This is a genomic window from Nocardia sp. JW2 (assembly GCF_051843015.1).
Taxonomy (GTDB): domain Bacteria; phylum Actinomycetota; class Actinomycetes; order Mycobacteriales; family Mycobacteriaceae; genus Nocardia; species Nocardia coubleae.
Map to the genome: position 1 here is coordinate 240810 of NZ_JBPXLK010000003.1, position 17924 is coordinate 258733.

18 protein-coding genes are annotated in these 17924 nt (G+C 69.4%); 6 read left to right on the forward strand and 12 right to left on the reverse strand.

Going from position 1 to position 17924, the window contains the following annotated elements; all coding sequences use genetic code 11:
* Window positions 1–21 precede the first annotated feature (21 nt).
* Window positions 22–984 (forward strand): DUF2332 domain-containing protein, encoded by a 963-nt coding sequence (locus ACSVDM_RS06455; RefSeq protein WP_439263563.1) that lies wholly within the window; start codon window positions 22–24, stop codon window positions 982–984.
* A gap of 8 nt (window positions 985–992) precedes the next feature.
* Here the strand turns inward: ACSVDM_RS06455 and lexA are convergent, their stop codons facing one another.
* The 12 genes from lexA to ACSVDM_RS06515 form a co-directional block, all read right to left on the reverse strand.
* Entirely contained in the window at window positions 993–1601 is a 609-nt protein-coding gene (gene lexA / locus ACSVDM_RS06460; protein WP_439263757.1) for a transcriptional repressor LexA, read from the reverse strand.
* A gap of 75 nt (window positions 1602–1676) precedes the next feature.
* Entirely contained in the window at window positions 1677–2165 is a 489-nt protein-coding gene (locus tag ACSVDM_RS06465) for a GNAT family N-acetyltransferase (RefSeq protein ID WP_439263565.1), read from the reverse strand.
* 63 nt (window positions 2166–2228) lie between these two features.
* Window positions 2229–3071 carry a DegV family protein gene (locus ACSVDM_RS06470; RefSeq protein ID WP_439263567.1) on the reverse strand — a complete coding sequence of 281 codons (843 nt, stop codon included), beginning with the start codon at window positions 3069–3071 and terminating at the stop codon, window positions 2229–2231.
* 3 nt (window positions 3072–3074) lie between these two features.
* The gene (gene octT / locus ACSVDM_RS06475) at window positions 3075–3797 is read right to left on the reverse strand and encodes a diglucosylglycerate octanoyltransferase (RefSeq protein ID WP_067487006.1); all 723 of its coding nucleotides are present in this window, start codon (window positions 3795–3797) and stop codon (window positions 3075–3077) included.
* 943 nt (window positions 3798–4740) lie between these two features.
* Window positions 4741–5400 (reverse strand): histidine phosphatase family protein, encoded by a 660-nt coding sequence (locus ACSVDM_RS06480; RefSeq protein ID WP_067486266.1) that lies wholly within the window; start codon window positions 5398–5400, stop codon window positions 4741–4743.
* Window positions 5397–5813 carry a ribosome silencing factor gene (gene rsfS / locus ACSVDM_RS06485; RefSeq protein WP_067486264.1) on the reverse strand — a complete coding sequence of 139 codons (417 nt, stop codon included), beginning with the start codon at window positions 5811–5813 and terminating at the stop codon, window positions 5397–5399. The genes ACSVDM_RS06480 and rsfS overlap by 4 nt, the downstream gene beginning before the upstream one ends.
* Window positions 5810–6454 (reverse strand): nicotinate-nucleotide adenylyltransferase, encoded by a 645-nt coding sequence (nadD, locus tag ACSVDM_RS06490; protein WP_067486262.1) that lies wholly within the window; start codon window positions 6452–6454, stop codon window positions 5810–5812. The genes rsfS and nadD overlap by 4 nt, the downstream gene beginning before the upstream one ends.
* An 11-nt stretch (window positions 6455–6465) precedes the next feature.
* Window positions 6466–7620, reverse strand: a complete 1155-nt coding sequence (locus tag ACSVDM_RS06495; RefSeq protein WP_439263571.1) for a hypothetical protein — start codon at window positions 7618–7620, stop codon at window positions 6466–6468.
* Between the two features lie 161 nt (window positions 7621–7781).
* Window positions 7782–8117, reverse strand: coding sequence for an MmcQ/YjbR family DNA-binding protein (locus tag ACSVDM_RS06500; protein WP_067642348.1), 336 nt, complete (start codon window positions 8115–8117; stop codon window positions 7782–7784).
* An 11-nt stretch (window positions 8118–8128) separates the two neighbouring features.
* Window positions 8129–9520, reverse strand: a complete 1392-nt coding sequence (locus ACSVDM_RS06505; RefSeq protein ID WP_357149914.1) for a vWA domain-containing protein — start codon at window positions 9518–9520, stop codon at window positions 8129–8131.
* Between the two features lie 3 nt (window positions 9521–9523).
* Window positions 9524–10402: an AAA family ATPase gene (locus ACSVDM_RS06510; RefSeq protein WP_157105062.1), complete on the reverse strand. Its 879-nt coding sequence runs from the start codon at window positions 10400–10402 to the stop codon at window positions 9524–9526.
* Window positions 10399–11664, reverse strand: a complete 1266-nt coding sequence (locus ACSVDM_RS06515; protein WP_439263573.1) for a glutamate-5-semialdehyde dehydrogenase — start codon at window positions 11662–11664, stop codon at window positions 10399–10401. The genes ACSVDM_RS06510 and ACSVDM_RS06515 overlap by 4 nt, the downstream gene beginning before the upstream one ends.
* Before the next feature lie 184 nt (window positions 11665–11848).
* Here ACSVDM_RS06515 and ACSVDM_RS06520 point away from each other — a divergent pair, with 184 nt between their 5' ends.
* The 5 genes from ACSVDM_RS06520 (at window position 11849) to ACSVDM_RS06540 (ending at window position 17886) form a co-directional block, all read left to right on the forward strand.
* A complete protein-coding gene (locus ACSVDM_RS06520) occupies window positions 11849–12730 on the forward strand; it encodes a ribokinase (RefSeq protein ID WP_439263575.1) in 882 nt (293 codons plus the stop codon).
* A 126-nt stretch (window positions 12731–12856) separates the two neighbouring features.
* Window positions 12857–14080, forward strand: a complete 1224-nt coding sequence (locus ACSVDM_RS06525) for an RtcB family protein (protein ID WP_439263577.1) — start codon at window positions 12857–12859, stop codon at window positions 14078–14080.
* A 61-nt stretch (window positions 14081–14141) separates the two neighbouring features.
* Window positions 14142–16265, forward strand: coding sequence for a RecQ family ATP-dependent DNA helicase (locus ACSVDM_RS06530; protein ID WP_439263579.1), 2124 nt, complete (start codon window positions 14142–14144; stop codon window positions 16263–16265).
* 77 nt (window positions 16266–16342) lie between these two features.
* Window positions 16343–17434: a methyltransferase gene (locus ACSVDM_RS06535; protein ID WP_439263581.1), complete on the forward strand. Its 1092-nt coding sequence runs from the start codon at window positions 16343–16345 to the stop codon at window positions 17432–17434.
* Between the two features lie 62 nt (window positions 17435–17496).
* A complete protein-coding gene (locus tag ACSVDM_RS06540; RefSeq protein WP_225281022.1) occupies window positions 17497–17886 on the forward strand; it encodes a hypothetical protein in 390 nt (129 codons plus the stop codon).
* Window positions 17887–17924 lie beyond the last annotated feature (38 nt).

Consider the following 17924-nt stretch of genomic DNA (forward strand, 5'->3'; position numbering starts at 1 on the left):
ATTCGCAGTACGCAGGTACATATGCACCTGGCACAACGCTTCCGCGACTTCGCGGTGCGGGAAGTCCAGACAAACTCCCCGCTGTACTACCGCCGTGCCCTCGACATCGCCGAGGACCCGGCGGTCCTGGCCCTGCTGGCGCGGCTGCCCGTCGAGAAGCAGCAACCCAACCTCGTGCTCGCCGCCGCGACGGTGAACGGCGTGAACGCGGTGCCCTACAGCGAGTTCCGCACGCAGCTGATCGAACGGTGGGAGGCGATCGCGACAACGGCGTTGTCCCACCGCACGCAGACCAACGAGGTCGGCCGCGCGGCGACACTGCTTCCGGTGCTGGCCGGGCTACCGGGCCCACTCGCACTCATCGAGGTCGGCGCCTCCGCGGGTTTGTGTCTCTACCCGGACCGTTTCAGCTACCGATACGGCACAACAGTGCTGAACCCACCGGACGGCGAGTCACCGGTGGTGTTGCCCTGCACCGTGACCGGCCCGGTCCCCGTGCCGACCGCCCTGCCGGAGGTCGTCTATCGCGCAGGCGTCGATCTGAACCCACTCGACGTCACCGACCGGCACAGCCGCGAATGGTTGGAGGCACTCGTCTGGCCCGGCCAGGAGGACCGGAAGACGCGACTGCGCGCGGCCTGCGAGATCGTCGCGGCCGACCCACCGATCCTCGTCACGGGCGATCTGAACGATCGGATCACCGAACTCGTGCGCGCCGCGCCGACCGACAGCACCGTGGTGGTGTTCCACAGCGCCGTCCTCACCTACCTGCCGCCGGAAGCCAGGGAACGGTTCCGCACGACAGTGCGATCGCTGCCCTGCCACTGGATTTCCCAGGAAGGCACAGGCGTGCTGCCCTGGCTGTCCGGCCGGCTCCCGCCGCGGGCGTCCGAGGCGGCGCGCATGGTGGTCGCGCTGGACGAGGTCGCGTCGGCCTTCGCCGACCCGCACGGCAGGTCGCTGGACTGGTTCGGTCCGGCGTAGCGGCGGGCTCAGAGCCGGCGCATCACCGAGACCACTTTGCCGAGGACGACGGCGTCGTCGCCGTCGATCGTCGAATAGGCGGGGTTGCACGGTTCGAGGTGGATGTGGCCGTTGCGGCGGCGGTACACCTTCACGGTCGCCTCCTCGCCGATCATGGCCGCGACGATGTCGCCGGAGTTGGCCTCACGCTGGCTGCGGACGACGACGAGATCGCCGTCGCAGATGGCGGCGTCGATCATGGAGTCGCCGCGCACCCGGAGGCCGAAGACCTCACCGCGTCCGACCAGCTCACGTGGCAGCGTCAAGACGTCGTCGGCATGCTGTTCGGCGGTGATCGGTGTGCCCGCCGCGATGTCACCGACAACCGGCACGCTGACGGCCGAATCGGAGCCCGCACCGGGTGCGCCACGCAGGAAAAGGCGCACGTCGATGGGCCGGGTCATCGCCGCGCCGCGACGCAGAAAACCGTCCTCCTCCAGCGCCCTCAGATGTTTGGAGACCGTCGAGGTGGATCGCAGCCCCACCGCGTCGGCGATCTCGCGCGCACTCGGCGGATAACCGTGCGCGAGCACCGAATCCCGGATCACCGCGAGGATGTGTTGCCTGCGCGGCGGCATGTTCGAGGTATCGGGAAAGTCGAACTCGTCGAATGCGGTCACGCTGGCATCGTAGAGCCCGGCCAGCGCACCCTTTCAGGCCAGGTTCTTGGCGAAGCAATTCGACAGCGGCAGCTCGTGATACGGCGCGAACAGCGGGATCCGGTGATATCCGCTGCGTTCGTAGAACCGCACCGCATCGGGTTGCAGATGCCCGGTCTGCAGAATGAGCCGCGGTTGCCCCGCCTCCCGCGCCGCTGCTTCGGCGGCCGCGAGCAAGGCCGTCGCAGTGCCCGTGCCACGAAAGGCCGGCCGGACGAACATCCGCTTGAGCTCCAGCTCCCCGGCGTTCCAGCGCACCGCGGCATGGCCTGCGGGTGTCCGGCCCGCGTAGGCCACGAAGGTCTTGTGGACGGTGCGCGGGTCGACGACTGTCGGTGGCGGCCCGACGAATTCGATATACGCGTAGCGCGGGCCCACCTCTGCCGACATCTCCGCGCGCAGCACGTCCGCGTCCGGATGCTCCCAGTCGACGGTCAGCACTTCGACGGCGGGTGGGGTCGGTCGCGTGGTGGAGGCGGTCATGTTCTCCACCGTAGGCAGAGGACCGATCCGGGCGCGCCGGTTGTCATCACCAAGATTCTCGGCCTAGGCGCATCCGCCGGGCAGCACCGCGACGCCGAGGGCGCCCACACCGAGGTGAACACCGAGCGTGGGGCCGAATTCCGCGATGTGGAGTTCGGTGAGGGTGGGATTCTGTTCGCGCAGTTGGGTGGCCAGGGACTCGGCGGCCTCGGCGGCACCGAGGTGCTGGATACCGAGGGCTACGCCGTCGGTGCCCGCGGCGGACGTCGCGGCGGCGACGAGCTTGGTCACGGCGCGCGACCGTGTGCGCACTTTTTCCCGCAGCTCCAGTTTGCCCTCGACCAACTGCAGCAGCGGTTTGGTGACGAGTTCGCTACCGAAGAAGGCAGCCGCGCTGCTGAGCCTGCCGCCCTTACGCAACTGTTCGGTGCGGTTCACCAGAATGAAGGTGCGGGCACGGTTGGCGGCGGCGACCGCACACTCGTAGACCGCGTCGAGGGTGTCACCGGCCCGGGCGCGACGGGCGGCGCCGAGGACGGGCAATCCCGTGGCCAAGCCCGCGCCGAGCGAATCCACCAGGCGCACACGGCCGTCGGCGCCCATCTCGCTCACCGCCTGTCGCCCGGCCTCCCAGGTCGCCGACAACATCCGCGACAGATGCACGGCGACCACTCCGTCGCCGCCGCTGTGCTCCATGGCGCGTTCGTAGGCCTCGCGCAACTCACCCGGCGAGGCCGCCGACGTGGTGACCGAGTCGGCGCTGTAGTCGATCTCGACCGGCTCGACGCCCTCGCGCAGCTGCCGGTCACCGACCAGCACGTGCAGGGGCACCACTTCGATACCGAGCTCGGCGACGAGGTCGGCGGACAACCCGGCCGCCGAATCGGTGACCACCACAACGGCCACGGACTACCGGACCTCCTGCAGCGCCTTGGTCATGGCGGTGGCGACCGCCTGATGCCCGGCCCAGCCCCAGTGGATACCGTCGGGGTTGGCCGATCCCGATTCGATGTCGTCGCGCACGGCTTCGCCGAGGTCGACCAGCGGCACCGAGGTACGCGCCGACCACGCCCGCAACGCCTTCACCGCGCGCGGCCGACCACGGTGCACGCGACCGTAGGCATCGCAACGATGCACCGACGGCAACACCGCGACCACCGGCAGCTCCGGACGCAACTGGGTCAGCGCCTCACGCGACTGCTCCAGATAGTCCACGCTCACCCTCGGTGGAAGAGCAACGGGACGACCGAGTTTCGACAGCTTCGGCTGCAGCCAGTTGTAGGTGGCCCGCACCCCGCGACGCAGCCGGGGCGGACGGATGTAGCGGATCGTCTCCCGCAGGGCGGTGGGCAGCGGCGACGGCAGGGTGTCCATGCCGCCGACGGCGAATACGACAGCCCCCGCGCGCGGCACGGCGGCCCACACCCGGGGATCACCGATCAGTGCCCAGTAGGCGTCACGACAGGTCCACCCGATCCGGGCGACCAGCTCGACATCCCAATCCAGTTCGGCCGCCACGAGATTCGGCCAGATCCTCGGGTCATCGGCAGGCAACCCGCCCTTGGGCCCGAAGTAGGCGAGCGAATCGGCGATCACCAACAGCACCGGCCGAGGCGACGCCTGCTCCACCACCTCGGTCGAGGCCTCCTGCCGAACCGCGGGCGCCTCGGCATCGACAGGGCTGATCGACTGATCCTGCGGGGCAGCAGGTTCCGCGAGAACACTCGGCGCCACACTCACACCATCGGCCGGCTGGACCGGCGAAGGGGCGAGCAAAGACTGCGCAGTGGGCTCCCCTTCGCCCGTGGACCCGGATTCCGCCGTCTCAGCTCCGAGCCGCGCTCCAGCGGCCGCATCAGCGTGCACCGAAACCGATTCCGCGTGAGCGATACCGGAAGCGTCGTCCCGCGCAGGAGCAGTTTCGATCGGAGCGACAACCGAAGCGTCCGCCTGCGGCTGAGCTGCTTCTGTCTGCGCGGGACTGGATTCCGACTCGGCAGCAACCGATTCACCCGCCGGCCGCAGAGTCGAGTCGGCCTGATCCGCAGCATGCGGGCCACCCGGACCAGCCTTGGTGTCCGAGTCGTTCCGCGCGTGGTCGTTCCGCGCGTGCGACACGGAGTCGGTGTCGCCGGCAGAAGACACCGACGTGCCGGTATCAGCCTGAGCTGCAGAGGAATCCGAGCCGTCTGTCAGTACGTCGGCGCTCTCGGACGAACCGGCGCCGACCTTCCCGACATCGTCGACAACATTCGCCGCTACGGAACCCTCGCCGTCGGACGACTCCTCCCCGGAACCCTGTGCACTCGAACCGGACTCGCCCTCGGACGACGAATCGGCCTCGGGTTCGGCGACCGGGGAAGGCGGTGGCCCGAACAGCGCGTCGGGCAGCGACCGCGTACTGCGCGCGGTGACCTGCTTGAAGAGTTCGTCGGGTACCGAACGGATCGGCTCCTCACGCTCGGGGCGTGCGGGCCGCGCCGGTGGCGGGCCGAACAGCGCGTCCGGCAATTGCCGTCCGGGCTTGGCCGTCACCTGCTGGAACAATTCGTCCGGTACCGATCGGACGGGCTCTTCAGAGGACATCGGGAGCTACCTTCGCCGCTGCGTTCCAAACATCGAGGCGCCAGCCGGGTCGGTCGACATCCGGGCCGTGACTGGACAGCTGCACCCAGCTCGTATTGGCCAGCCCACCGAGGGCAGGCCAGTTCTCCGGTGGCAGATCCAGCAACGCGGCCGTCAGGGCAGCGATCAGCCCGCCGTGCGCAACCAGGATGATAGTCCGACCGGGCCAATCCTGCCGCTCGTTGTACAGTTCGCGCACCACGGGCAGCGACCGGGCGCCGACCTCGAGTTTGCTCTCGCCACCGGGCGGACGGTAGGTGGCGTCGAGCCGCCACTGCACCCGGGCCCCGGGGTAGTCGGCGTCCACCTCGAGGTGGGTCAGGCCTTCCCAGTCGCCCAGGTTTGTCTCGCGCAAGCGGGTATCGGTGATCACCGGCAGATCGCTGAGGTCACCGAGAGCCTGGGCGGTTTCCTTGGCACGACGCAGATCGGAGGCGTGGATGGCGATGGCGTTGCGTGAAACCAGTTCTCGGGCAGCCTCTTTGGCCTGCTGACGACCGAGCTCGGTGAGATCGGTGTCGATCTGGCCCTGCATCCGGTCGGCGGCGTTCCATTCGGTCTGCCCGTGCCGCAGCAGGATCAGCGTGCGCACATGGGCGTACTTGCTCACTCGCTGTCTGCCTCTGCCTGCGCGTCGTCGTCGGCGGCCGGGGCCTTGGGTGCGGCGATACCGTCGACGGGAACCGTCGGGCAGTCACGCCACAGGCGTTCGAGGGCGTAGAAGTTGCGCTCGTCGTTGTGCTGGATGTGCACGACCACGTCGACGTAGTCGAGCAGCGCCCAGCGTCCCTCGCGGGTGCCTTCGCGACGAACCGGCTTGTGCCCGGCCTCGCGCAGCTTCTCCTCGACGTTGTCGACGATCGCATTGACCTGACGCTCGTTGGGCGCCGACGCGATCACGAAGCAGTCGGTGATCACCAGCTGTTCGGAGACGTCGAGGACAACGACATCGGTGGCGAGCTTGTCGTCGGCCGCGAGTGCGGCGACTCTGGCCATCTCGACCGCTTCGGCGGTGGCGCTCATGCCTTACCTTCCGTTCCTGCGGGCACATAGAGGTGCCGCTTCGATATGTACTGCACCACGCCATCGGGGACGAGGTACCAGACCGGCCGACCCTGGGCGGCGCGGCGCCGGCATTCGCTCGACGAGATGGCCAGCGCGGGGATCTCGATCATCGTCACGGCATCGGCGGGAAGGTCCCGCAGATGTTCCTCGAGATGGTCGGTGTTCAGCTCGTACCCCGGACGGCTCACCCCGACGAACTTCGCCAGTTCGAACAGTTCGGCCCAATCCTGCCATGTCAGGATGTTGGCCAGCGCGTCCGCACCGGTGATGAAGTACAGCTCGGCGTCGGGATGGGCGCTCTGCATCTCGCGCAGGGTGTCGACGGTGTAGGTGACCTTGTTGCGTTCGATGTCGGCCCGGCTCACCGAGAACCTCGGATTGGACGCGGTGGCGATCACAGTCATCAGGTAGCGGTCCTCGGCGGGACTGACCTGTTTGCCCGCTTTCTGCCAGGGCTGACCGGTCGGGACGAAGATCACCTCGTCCAGGTCGAACAGGTGCGCGACCTCGCTGGCGGCGACGAGGTGACCGTGGTGAACGGGATCGAACGTGCCACCCATCACGCCGAGCTTGCGGCGCGGCCGGGCTGTCTCGTGCATGAGGTCCGAGCTTAATAGGACCGCCACCATTCGTACGGATCGGAGGGCTCCGGGAACAGTGGCCGATCGGCTCGCCGTGGTCGCGGGCCCGCTTCGGCCGGCCGGTGCTGGACCGTGCCCGAGGCCTGGGCGCACATCTGGGCGAACTGACTGCGGGTGCGACGCAACTCCTCGACGTGGTGGGCGGCCGGGTCGGCGGCGACGAGGCGGTTCAGTTCGGTGAGCAGTACGTCCAGGGTCACCCACCACGGGCCTCGCGGTGTCCCGCCGGGGCCGCGTAGTTGCAGCCAGGCCGCCGCGCGCAGGCAGCGCGCGCGGGGCACGATCTTGTCCTGTTCGCCCCAGAGTCCGGCCGCGCGCAGGTAGCCGCCGAGCGCCTCCGATTCCTGCCCGCAACATTCCCTGGCCACCGCCGCCGACCACAGCAGATCGGCGTGCCGGTGCCGCTCGGTGGGCGAGGCGGCGATCAGCCGCGCGGCCTCGGTGAACTGCCAGGCTGCCTCACGGTATCGGCCGAGGTGGTTGAGCGATTCGGCGAAGACCGCACGGACACGCGCGAGCTCGCCGGGTGGGTAGCCGACTGATGCCCCGCCGAGCAGCGCCTGGTCGAACGCCCGCACCGCCTCGGTATGCGATCGCGCCCGATGCCACGAGCGGCCCGCGACGATCCACAGATGTGTCGAGTCGGCCGGTGAGATCGGCGCCCAGTCGGCGGCGGCCGCGGCAGCCGCGCGGGCGACATCGCGAGCGCGACCGGGTTGGGCGGCGACAGCGGTGACCAGCCGTGTCCGTAGCTCCGCCCGCTCCCGTGCCCCGAGCTCCGCCGCGCCGACGACCAGGGCACGCCGCAACTGCGCCTCCGCCGCGTCGGGTGCATCGATGAGGCGCGCCGCCGCGATCGTCGCGAGCTTTCGCGCGGCGCGGGCCAGCGAACCGGGCTCGAGAAGGCGGGCCGCCTCGGCGGCAGCCGAACCGGAGGCATTCATCTGACCGGCGGGAGCACCGACCCGGAGCTCGGCATCGCGGCCGGTGCCCTCGTCGATCGTCCCGCCGATCCGCGCGGCGTGGACGGCAGGCCCGACGAGTGCGGCCTGGGCGGCGGGTTCGGTTGGGGCGGCGAATTCGGCTCGAGCGTCATCGTTCTCGGCGGCGAACCGGTCGCTCACCGGGCGAACCACATCCGCACGACACAGACGCGGGCGACGAATCCGATCTCGCGGTCCGATCCCCGATGTTCAGTTCGCCCGTCGTCGCGCGACGCCCCTGCCAGCATGGCGGTGATCTTGGTGGTTCGCCCCTACAAGTGGCTTAACGTCCGCTCAACGTTTCAGCGCTGCGGCCGTTTGGACTTCGGGAGTTTGGCGACGATCGCGTCGTAGGACGCGTCGATGAGTTCGCGTAGTTCGTCGTCGGGAACGGCGCCGCCGACGCGAATGCTGTTCCAGCCGTAGCGGCCGATGTAGGCCGAGGCGGTGACATCGTCGGGGTAGATGGTGACCAGTTCGTCGGCTTCGGCGCGGTCTCGCCCGCATTTGAGACCGATCGAGGTGCCCGCGCCGAGAAACGCGAACACCTTGTCGCCCACCTTGGCCACGGTGTCGCCCTCCCATGGTTCGTCTTCCCACGCACCGGGTTTGGCCAGGCAGTACGCCAATACATCCATCTCGCGGCTCCTCAGACGGGCAGCAGTTTCGACACGACGTCGGTGAGCTGGCGGGCCGACCGGCATTCGTGCATCTCGATCACCGCACCGTAGTCGGGTGCGGCCGAATCGCCTGTGCCCCAGAGATTGTGCGGCTCCGGGTTGAGCCAGTGCGCGTGTTTGGCGGTTTCGACCAGACCGCGCAGCGTATCGACCTGCGGGTTGCGGTAATTGGTCCGGCCGTCGCCGAGGACAAGCAGCGAGGTGCGGCTGGTGACGGCATCGCCGAAGTTGTCGGCGAAACTGGTGAAGGCCTGACCGTAGTCGGAGTGGCCGTCGGAGTCGATGACGGTGGACTCGGTGAAGATTCTGGTGAGCACGTCGTCGAGACCGGTCTGCGGGCCGAAGTAGTCGGTGACCTCGTCGGTGCGGTCGACGAACGCGAAGATCCGCACCCGGGAGAACTGTTCGCGCAGGGCGCTCACCAGCAGCAGGGTGAAGCCGCTGAAGCCGGCCACCGAGCCCGAGATGTCGCACAGCAGAACCAGATCAGGGCGCCCGGGGCGCGGTTTGCGCTGCACCAGGTCGATGGGCACGCCGCCGGTTGACATCGATGCCCGCAGGGTCTTGCGCAGGTCGATCTCGCCGCGACGGGAACGCTTGCGCCGCACCGCCAGACGCGAGGCGAGAATCCGCGCCAGCCGATGGGTTCCCCGGCGCAAATCGGCGAGTTCACGTTCGGAGGCGCGCAGGAAATCGGCGTCCTCCGCTTGCCGGGCGACCCCGTAGGTGGCGACCCGTTCCCGCCCGATCTGCTCGGCGACGCGGCGGTTCGTCTCCTCCTCCACGGTGGCGCGGAACCCGGCGATGCGCATCCGCAGCAGGCGCTGCGCGATCTCGGCGTCGCGTTCGCTCGCGTCGGGCGGAAGGGCGAGACCGGCCAGCGCACGCGCCAGCAAGGTCTGCGGCGCAAGGTCTTTGAGCGCCTGGTAGGCGGAGAACGACGGCCCACGCGCCGATTGGTACCGCCCGAGCTGCTCCACCACCTGGGCGGCGAGCAACTCGAGCTGGTTGCCGCTGTCGGGGGTGGCGAGCAATTCGGCGAGCTGTTCGCGCAGGGCGGGCAGGTCGACGCGTCCGTCGGGAGTGCGGGGCAATTCGGGCGCCTCGGCACTACGCTGGCCGACGGCGACCGGGAACCACAGGTCGAAGAGGCTGTCGAAGGTGGCGCGGTGGGTGGGCCGACGCAGCAGAGCGCAGGCCAGGCCCTCCCGCACCGCCTCCCGGTCGAGCAGGTCGAGCACGGTGAGTACCTGGCCCGCGTCGACGGTTTCCGACGGACCGACCGGCACCCCACGCGAGCGCAACGCCGCGACGAAACCCGCGACATGACCACTGATGCCGTGGGGCGCGGGCGCGGTCATACCTCAGGCCAGTTTCAGCTCGGACAATGCGCGCTGGTGGTCGCTGCGGTGCTTGAGCACCACACCGAGCGTGGCCCGCACGGTGGCGTCGTCGAGATCCTGGGAACCCAGCGCGAGCAGGGTGTTGCCCCAGTCGATCGTCTCGGCCACCGACGGCAGCTTCTTGAGCTGCATGCCGCGCAGCACATGCACGATGCGCACCAGCTGCTCGGACACCACCGCCGACAGCTCGGGTACCCGGCTGGCCAGGATGCGGCGTTCGAGGTCTTCGTCGGGGAAGTCCAGGTGCAGGTACAGGCAGCGGCGCTTGAGCGCCTCGGACAGTTCGCGGGTGGCGTTGGAGGTGAGCACCACGAACGGCTTACGGGTGGCGGTGATCGTGCCGAGCTCCGGAACGGTGACCGCGAAATCGCTGAGGACCTCGAGCAGCAGACCCTCGATCTCGACGTCGGCCTTGTCGGTCTCGTCGATCAGCAGCACCGTGGGATCGGTGCGCCGGATCGCGGTGAGCAGCGGACGCGAGAGCAGGAACTCCTCGGTGAAGACGTCGGCTTTGGTTTCGGCCCAATCGTTTTCGCTCGATGCCTGGATCCGCAGGATCTGCTTGGCGTGGTTCCACTCGTAGAGGGCGCGCGCCTCGTCGACACCCTCGTAGCACTGCAATCGCACCAGTTCGGCGTCGGCGACCTGGGCCACCGCGCGCGAGAGTTCGGTCTTGCCGACGCCCGCCGGGCCCTCGATGAGCAGCGGTTTGCCCAGCCGGTCGGCGAGGAACACCGAAGTGGCCGTGGCTTTGTCGGCCAGGTAGCCGGTGGTGGCCAGCCGGGCGATGACGTCGTCGACCGAGGTGAAGATCGGTTCCTGTACCAGGGTCACGGTCACACCGGCCGAGTCTGGCCGTCGCCCCACACGATCCACTTGGTGGAGGTGAGTTCGGGCAGGGCCATCGGGCCGCGGGCGTGCAGCTTCTGGGTGGAGATGCCGATCTCGGCACCGAAGCCGAACTGCTCCCCGTCGGTGAACGCGGTGGAGGCGTTGACCATCACGGCGGCGGCGTCGACGCGGGCGGTGAACTCACGCGCGGAGGCCAGGTCGGCGGTGACGATGGCCTCGGTGTGGCCGGTGCCCCAGGTGTTGATGTGCTCGACCGCGGCGTCGAGGTCGTCGACGACCTTCACGGCGATATCCATGGTGAGGTACTCCTCGCCCCAGTCGGCATCGGTGGCGGGCACCTGACCGGGCAGGTCACCGTGAATGGTGACGCCCGCGTCCTCGAGTGCCTTGCTCAGCCGCGGCAGCGCGGTCTCGGCGACGGCGGCATCGATGAGGAGCGTCTCGGCGGCGTTGCACACGCTGGGACGGCGGGTCTTGGCATTGAGCACGATCGCCTCGGCCATGTCGAGGTCGGCGGCGCTGTGTACGTAGACGTGGCAGTTGCCGGTGCCGGTCTCGATGGTCGGCACCTGCGCGTCGCGGACGACGGCGTTGATGAGGCCGGCCCCGCCGCGCGGGATGACCACGTCGACCAGGCCGCGCGCCTGGATCAGGTGGGTGACGCTTGACCGGTCGTTGCTGGGCAGCAGCTGCACCGAGTCGGCCGGAATGCCCTGGGCGGTGAGCGCTTCGCGCAGGATCTCCACGAGCGCGGCATTGGAGTTCGCCGCCGAGGACGAGCCGCGCAGCAGCGCCGCGTTGCCCGATTTCAGTGCCAGGCCGAAGGCGTCGACGGTGACATTGGGCCGCGCCTCGTACACCATGCCGACCACGCCGAGCGGCACCCTGGTCTGCCGGATCTCGAGCCCGTTGGGCAGGGTGCTGCCGCGCACGACCACACCGACCGGATCGGGCAGGCCGGCGACCTGACGCAGGCCCGAGGCGATCCCGTCGATGCGGGCCTTGGTGAGCCGCAGCCGGTCGAGCAGGTTCTCCTGGGTGCCCGCCGCGCGAGCGGTCTCGATATCGGCGTCGTTGGCCGCGAGCACGCGGTCGGCCGCGGCGAGCAGCGCATCGGCCGCGGCGTGCAGTGCGTCGTTCTTCTGCGCCGTGGTGAGCTGAGCGAGCGCACGGGACGCGACGCGAGCCCTGCGGGCGGCGTCGTGCACCGCTGCGCGGATGTCGAGCTCGGGGGTCACTTCTACCGTCATGGGTATCAGCGTACGCAGTGCGCCTGCTCCGCACGACGCCACCCGGGACCCGGAATGTGGCTCCGACCGGCAGCGGGACCGAGTTATCCACAGGGTCTTGCGAGCGGGTGCCCCGTCACTCGACCACTGACGCCGAGTCGCAAGCGGGCACCGCACAACGCCGTCGCCGCTAGATTCGAGGTTTATGAACCACTCCGCCGCACCGACCGTCGTGGTGTTGGGCAGCGTCAATATCGACCTGGTCACCACTACCACGCATCGGCCCGCCCCCGGAGAAACCGTGCTCGGCTCCGGCTTCGCCACGGTTCCGGGCGGGAAAGGCGCCAACCAGGCGATCGCGGCCGCCCGCTCCGGTGCGCGCGTGCGTTTCCTCGGCGCGGTCGGCGACGACGCCTTCGGCGCCACCCTGCGTGCGACCCTCGACGGCGCGGGCATCGACACCACACTGCTGCGCACGGTCCCCGGCCCCAGTGGGGTAGCGACGATCGTGGTCGACGGCGACGGCGAGAACAGCATCATCGTCGTGGCCGGCGCGAACGGCCGGATGACCGACCTGACCGAAGCGGAGCTCGCGGCGATCGCGGCCGCCGACATCCTGCTGTGCCAGCTCGAGATCCCCCTCGAAACAGTCACAGCGGCCGCACACCACGCCGGCTCCGCAAGCACCCTCGTCGCCCTGAACCCCTCCCCCGTCCAGCCGCTGCCCGCGCGACTGTGGGCCGATGTGGACCTGGCGATCGTGAACTCGCTGGAGTACGAACAATTCTCGTCGACGTTGAGGCCGGTTGCGCACGTGGTGCGAACCCTGGGCGCCGACGGTGCGGTCTACCGTGGCAGCGGCACGGACCTGATGGCAGGTGGGCGCAGCGTCGACGTGGTCGACACGACCGGCGCGGGCGATGCCTTCACCGGCGCCCTCGTCGCGACGTGGTCACAGGGCGCGGTCGCCGCCTTGAACTGGGCAAACACCGCCGGCGCGCTGGCGACCACCCGCCTCGGCGCCAGCGCGGCCATTCCCGGACGGGAACAGATCGCGGCCGCGCTCGCCGAGGACCCCACCCGCTGATCCACCGTGGCAAGGCCGGCATCCACAAAGAGCCGCCGGATCACGAGCCGCACCCGCGTTTTAATGAGGTGCGCTGCCCACGACACGGCCCCTACCGTTGGTATTACACCAAGGAAAGGACCGACCATGTTTCCCGTCGAGCTGCGCGGTACCCGAGCGCAGACGCTCATGTGGGCAGACGAGCACCAGATCGAGCAGGCCGCACTGAAGCAGCTCCGCAATATCGCGGAACTGCCCTGGGTGCACGGGCTGCGCGTGATGCCGGATGTGCACCTGGGCAAAGGCGCGACGGTCGGTTCGGTCATCGCCATGCGTGACGCGGTGGCGCCCGCCGCCGTTGGCGTCGACATCGGGTGCGGTATGGAGAGCGTGAAGACGGACCTGACGGCGGCGGATCTGCCCGACGACCTGCGTTCGTTGCGTTCGCGGATCGAGCAGGCGGTGCCGGTCGGGTTCCAGGCGCACAAGGACCCCGTGAACGTCACCAAACTGGATGCCGGGTTCGCGAAGTCGCACGGCCAGGCGGCATTGCGTGCCAACAGCTGGGACCGGTTCTGGCGCGCGTTCGGGCAGCTGCACCCGGGTGTGTCGTCGTTGGAGTCCAAGGCGCACAAGCAGATCGGATCGCTCGGCGGCGGCAATCACTTCATCGAGATCTGCCTCGACCAGGACGACGCCGTGTGGATCCTGCTGCACTCCGGCTCGCGCAATATCGGCAAGGAGCTGGCGGAGCGGCACATGGCGATCGCGCGGGCGCTGTCGCACAACCAGTCGCTGCCCGATCGGGATCTGGCCGTTTTCCTTTCCGGGACACCGGAGATGGACGCCTATCGCCGGGACCTCACCTGGGCCCAGGAGTACGCGGCGCGCAATCGCGCGGTGATGCTGTCGCTGGTGTGCCGGGCGGTGCGGGACGAATTCGGTGAGCGGCCGGTGCGGTTCGAGGAGCCGATCAGCTGCCATCACAACTACGTGGCCGAGGAGATCATCGACGATGTGCCGATGCTGGTGACCCGCAAGGGTGCGGTGCGGGCGGGTGCCGGCGAGCTGGCGCTCATTCCGGGGTCGATGGGCACGCGCTCCTATGTGGTGCGCGGCAAGGGCAACCCGCTGTCGTTCCAGTCGGCCTCGCACGGCGCCGGACGGCGGATGAGCCGCAACGCGGCCAAGCGGCAGTTCACCGTCGCGGACCTGATCGCCCAGACCGAGGGCGTGGAGTCGCGCAAGGACGCGGGCGTGGTCGACGAGATCCCGGCCGCGTACAAGGACATCGACGAGGTGATCGCGGCCCAGACCGATCTGGTCGACGTGGTCGCGACCTTGCGTCAGGTCCTGTGCGTGAAGGGGTGACTCGGCGGGCGGTCTGTATCGCCGATCAAACCTGTCGGTGGGGTGGGGCAGCATAGGGCCCATGACCACAGCGGCAGGTAACGACGTGCTCGACCTGATGGCTCCCGACCTGCGCGAACGCGCCGAGGAGCTGCTCCGCGACCTCGCCGGGCCGCAGGCCCGGCTACGCGAGGACCAGTGGACGGCGATCGAGGCGCTCGTCGTGCGGCGCAGCCGGGCGCTGGTCGTCCAGCGCACCGGCTGGGGTAAGTCCGCGGTGTATTTCATCGCGGCCAAACTGCTGCGCTGGGCGGGTCGGGGGCCGACGGTGATCGTGTCGCCGCTGCTCGCCCTCATGCGCAACCAGGTGGCCGCCGCCGAACGGGCGGGGGTGGTGGCGGCCACCATCAACTCGGGCAATGTCACCGAGTGGGACGAGATCCATCAGCGGGTCGCCGACGGTGCGGTCGATGTGCTGCTGGTGAGTCCGGAACGCTTGAACAATCCCGACTTCCGTGATCAGGTGCTGCCGAAACTCGCGACCGATGCGGGGCTGGTCGTGATCGACGAGGCGCACTGTGTGTCGGATTGGGGTCACGACTTCCGTCCCGATTACCGCCGCATCCGCACCCTCATCGCCGACCTCGGCACCGACGTGCCGGTGCTGGCCACCACGGCGACCGCCAACGACCGGGTCGTCACCGATGTGGCCGGGCAGATCGGTGACGACACCCTCGTGTTGCGCGGCACCCTGGATCGCGAGTCACTGCACTTGTCGGTGGTCCGGTTCGACGACGCGGTGCAACGCACGGCATGGCTCGGCGCCCACCTCGATCGGATGCCCGGTTCCGGCATCATCTACTGCCTCACCGTCGCCGCAGCGAACGACCTGGCCGACGTGCTCGCCACCCACGGCCACACCGTCGCCGCCTACACCGGCCAAACGGACCCGGCCGAACGCGAAGCGCTCGAGGCTGCGCTGCTGAACAACGAGGTCAAGGCCTTGATCGCGACTTCGGCGCTCGGGATGGGCTTCGACAAGCCCGATCTCGGTTTCGTGGTGCACGTCGGGGCGCCGTCCTCGCCCATCGCCTACTACCAGCAGGTCGGCCGCGCGGGGCGCGGCACCGACCGCGCCGAGGTGGTGCTGCTCCCCGGCCCGGAGGACGCGCGCATCTGGAGTTACTTCGCTTCCGTCGCCTTCCCCCGCGAACACATCGTGCGCTCGGTGCTCGCGGCCCTCGACACCGATCGGGCGATGTCGACGGCGGCGCTCGAACCGCTCGTGGAGCTGAACCGTTCGCGGCTCGAGATGGTGCTGAAAGTGCTCGACGTCGACGGCGCGGTTCGCCGGGTGCGCGGCGGCTGGCTGTCCACCGGTCAGAACTGGACCTACGACACCGAACGCTACGAACGTCTCGCCGCCGCCCGCGACGCCGAACAGCAGGCGATGATCGACTACCAGTCGACCACGACCTGCCGGATGACGTTCTTGCGCCGCCAGCTCGACGACCCGGGCCTCGACGGCTTGGCCACCGCCGAGCTCGACTGCGGCCGCTGCGACAACTGCACCGGCACCCGTCCCGACACCAGCATCGATGACGCCGCGATCGCCGCGACCCGGGCCCGGCTCGACCGCCCCGGCCTCGACCTCGCCCCGCGCAAGCAGTGGCCGACCGGCATGGCGAAACTCGGAATCCCGTTGTCGGGCAAGATCACCGGCGGCGCCGAGACCGGTCGCGTGCTCGGCAGGCTCACCGATCTGGGCTGGGGCCAGCGCCTGCGGGCCCTGCTCGACGGGCCCGACGCCCCGGTACCCGACGCGGTGTTCGACGCCTGCATCGCCGTACTGCGCGACTGGGACTGGGCGGCCCGCCCCACCTCGGTCCTGGCCCTTGAATCGCCGCGCTACCCCCAGCTCACCACCAGTCTCGCGCAGCGACTCGCCCAGATCGGGCGACTCACCGACCTGGGCACCCTGCACGCGCGCCCCGACCGGCCCCCGGTCTCGGCGGCGAACTCGGCCCACCGCGTCGCGGGGTTGTTCGACTACTGGGAGGTGCCCGACCTGTCGCAGGTGGACGGACCGATTCTGCTGGTCGACACCCTCACCGACACCGGCTGGACCATGACCGTCGCCGCCCATGCCCTCCGAGCGAGCGGTGCGGACGCGGTGCTGCCGTTCGCACTGGCCACGCCGACCTGATCCACTCCCGCGCAGCGCATCCGATCCCGTACTCTCAGCACGTACGCGCAGGTCGAACGGCCGACGATGGAGTCGTGATGACGTCGAAGAAGCTGCCCCCGATTCCCGTGGTCCACGCGTTCGACCGGGTGCGCGACGCGCTGGCCAGACTTCACCGGCGGCTCGTCCCCGGTCATATCGCGCTGCTGGAACTGCAGTTCGCGGGATTCCTCTCCCAGGCCATCAGCACCGCCGCCGAGCTCGGCATCGCCGACCAGCTCGCCGACGGCCCGCGCACCTCGGCGCAACTGGCGAGCGCGCTCGAGGTGGACGAGGACGGACTGCGCAGGCTCCTGCGGCTGCTCGTGAGCTACGAGGTCTTCGCCCAGCGCCGCGACGGCAGATACGCCCTGACCCGCATCGGTGAGGCGTTGCGCGGCGACGCGGCGGTGACCATGCGTGAGGTGGCCCGGTTCTTCGGCTCCCCCTACCACCGCAACCACTGGACCCATCTCGGTGATGCCGTCCGCACCGGCGAGGCGGTCGGCCAGGCGCTGGAGGGCGCGAGCTTCTTCGAATACGCCGCGCGCAATCGTGCGGTGGGCGACCTGTTCGACCGCGCGATGACCAGCATCGGCACGCTGTCGATCGAACCGCTGCTCGCCGCCTACGACTTCGGCCGGTTCGACACCGTCGTCGACGTCGGTGGCGGTCGCGGCAGCCTGCTCGTCGAGATCCTCCGCCGGCATCCCTCGACCACCGGGGTGGTGTTCGATCTGCCCGGCGTGGTCGAGGATCTGAGCACCGATCTCGCGGCAGCCGGACTCGGCCGACGCTGCACGGTGGAAGCGGGCTCGTTCTTCGAGGCCGTGCCCGCGGGCGCCGACGCCTATCTGCTCAAGAACATCGTCCACGACTGGTCCGACGAGCACGCCGAACGCATCCTGCGCACCGTCCGCGCCGCCATGGGCCCGGCCGCGACGCTGCTGGTGATCGAACTGGTGCTGCCCGAGCATCATCGGCCGCACCCGGGCAAATTCGTCGATCTGGAGATGCTGGTCAACACCGAGGGCGGCCACGAACGCACCGAAGCCGAGTTCCGCGCCCTGCTCGACCGCAGCGGTTTCACGCTGACGCGCACGGTGGAGACCGTGGCGCCGGTCTGTGTACTCGAGGCCGTCGCGCGCTGATCGGGCCCGACACGCCGTCGCCGATTGTGTGTACCGCCGGTGAGCAGTGTTTCAATGCGGCTATGACCAGGACCACATTTGCTCGAACCCTGATGGCCGTCGCCACGGGCTGTGCGGCCGGCTTCACCCTTTTCACCGCCCCTGCCCAGGCGACGAACGAGAACCCGCTCGACTGCTCCGGCGTGCCGGGCGCCCAGGCCGCCGCCGACCGCGAAAGCGCACGGCGCGGCATCGCCATCACCCCGCTGTGCTTCAGCGGCGGTCTCTACAGCGGCATCCACGCGGGCATCCCGCTGGCCGTGCTCAACCCGTTGACGATGCCCGGCACCAACACCGTGTGCGTCGCCGAACGCGAAACCGTCGAGGCGGCGGCCAAATTCGAATGGACCGAGCAGGTGCATGTGATGCCGATGTGCATCCAGCACCGGGCCTTCGGGGTGTACGAGCTGTAGTCGCGCGCCACGCGGGTCCGCTACCCGGCCACGGGGCG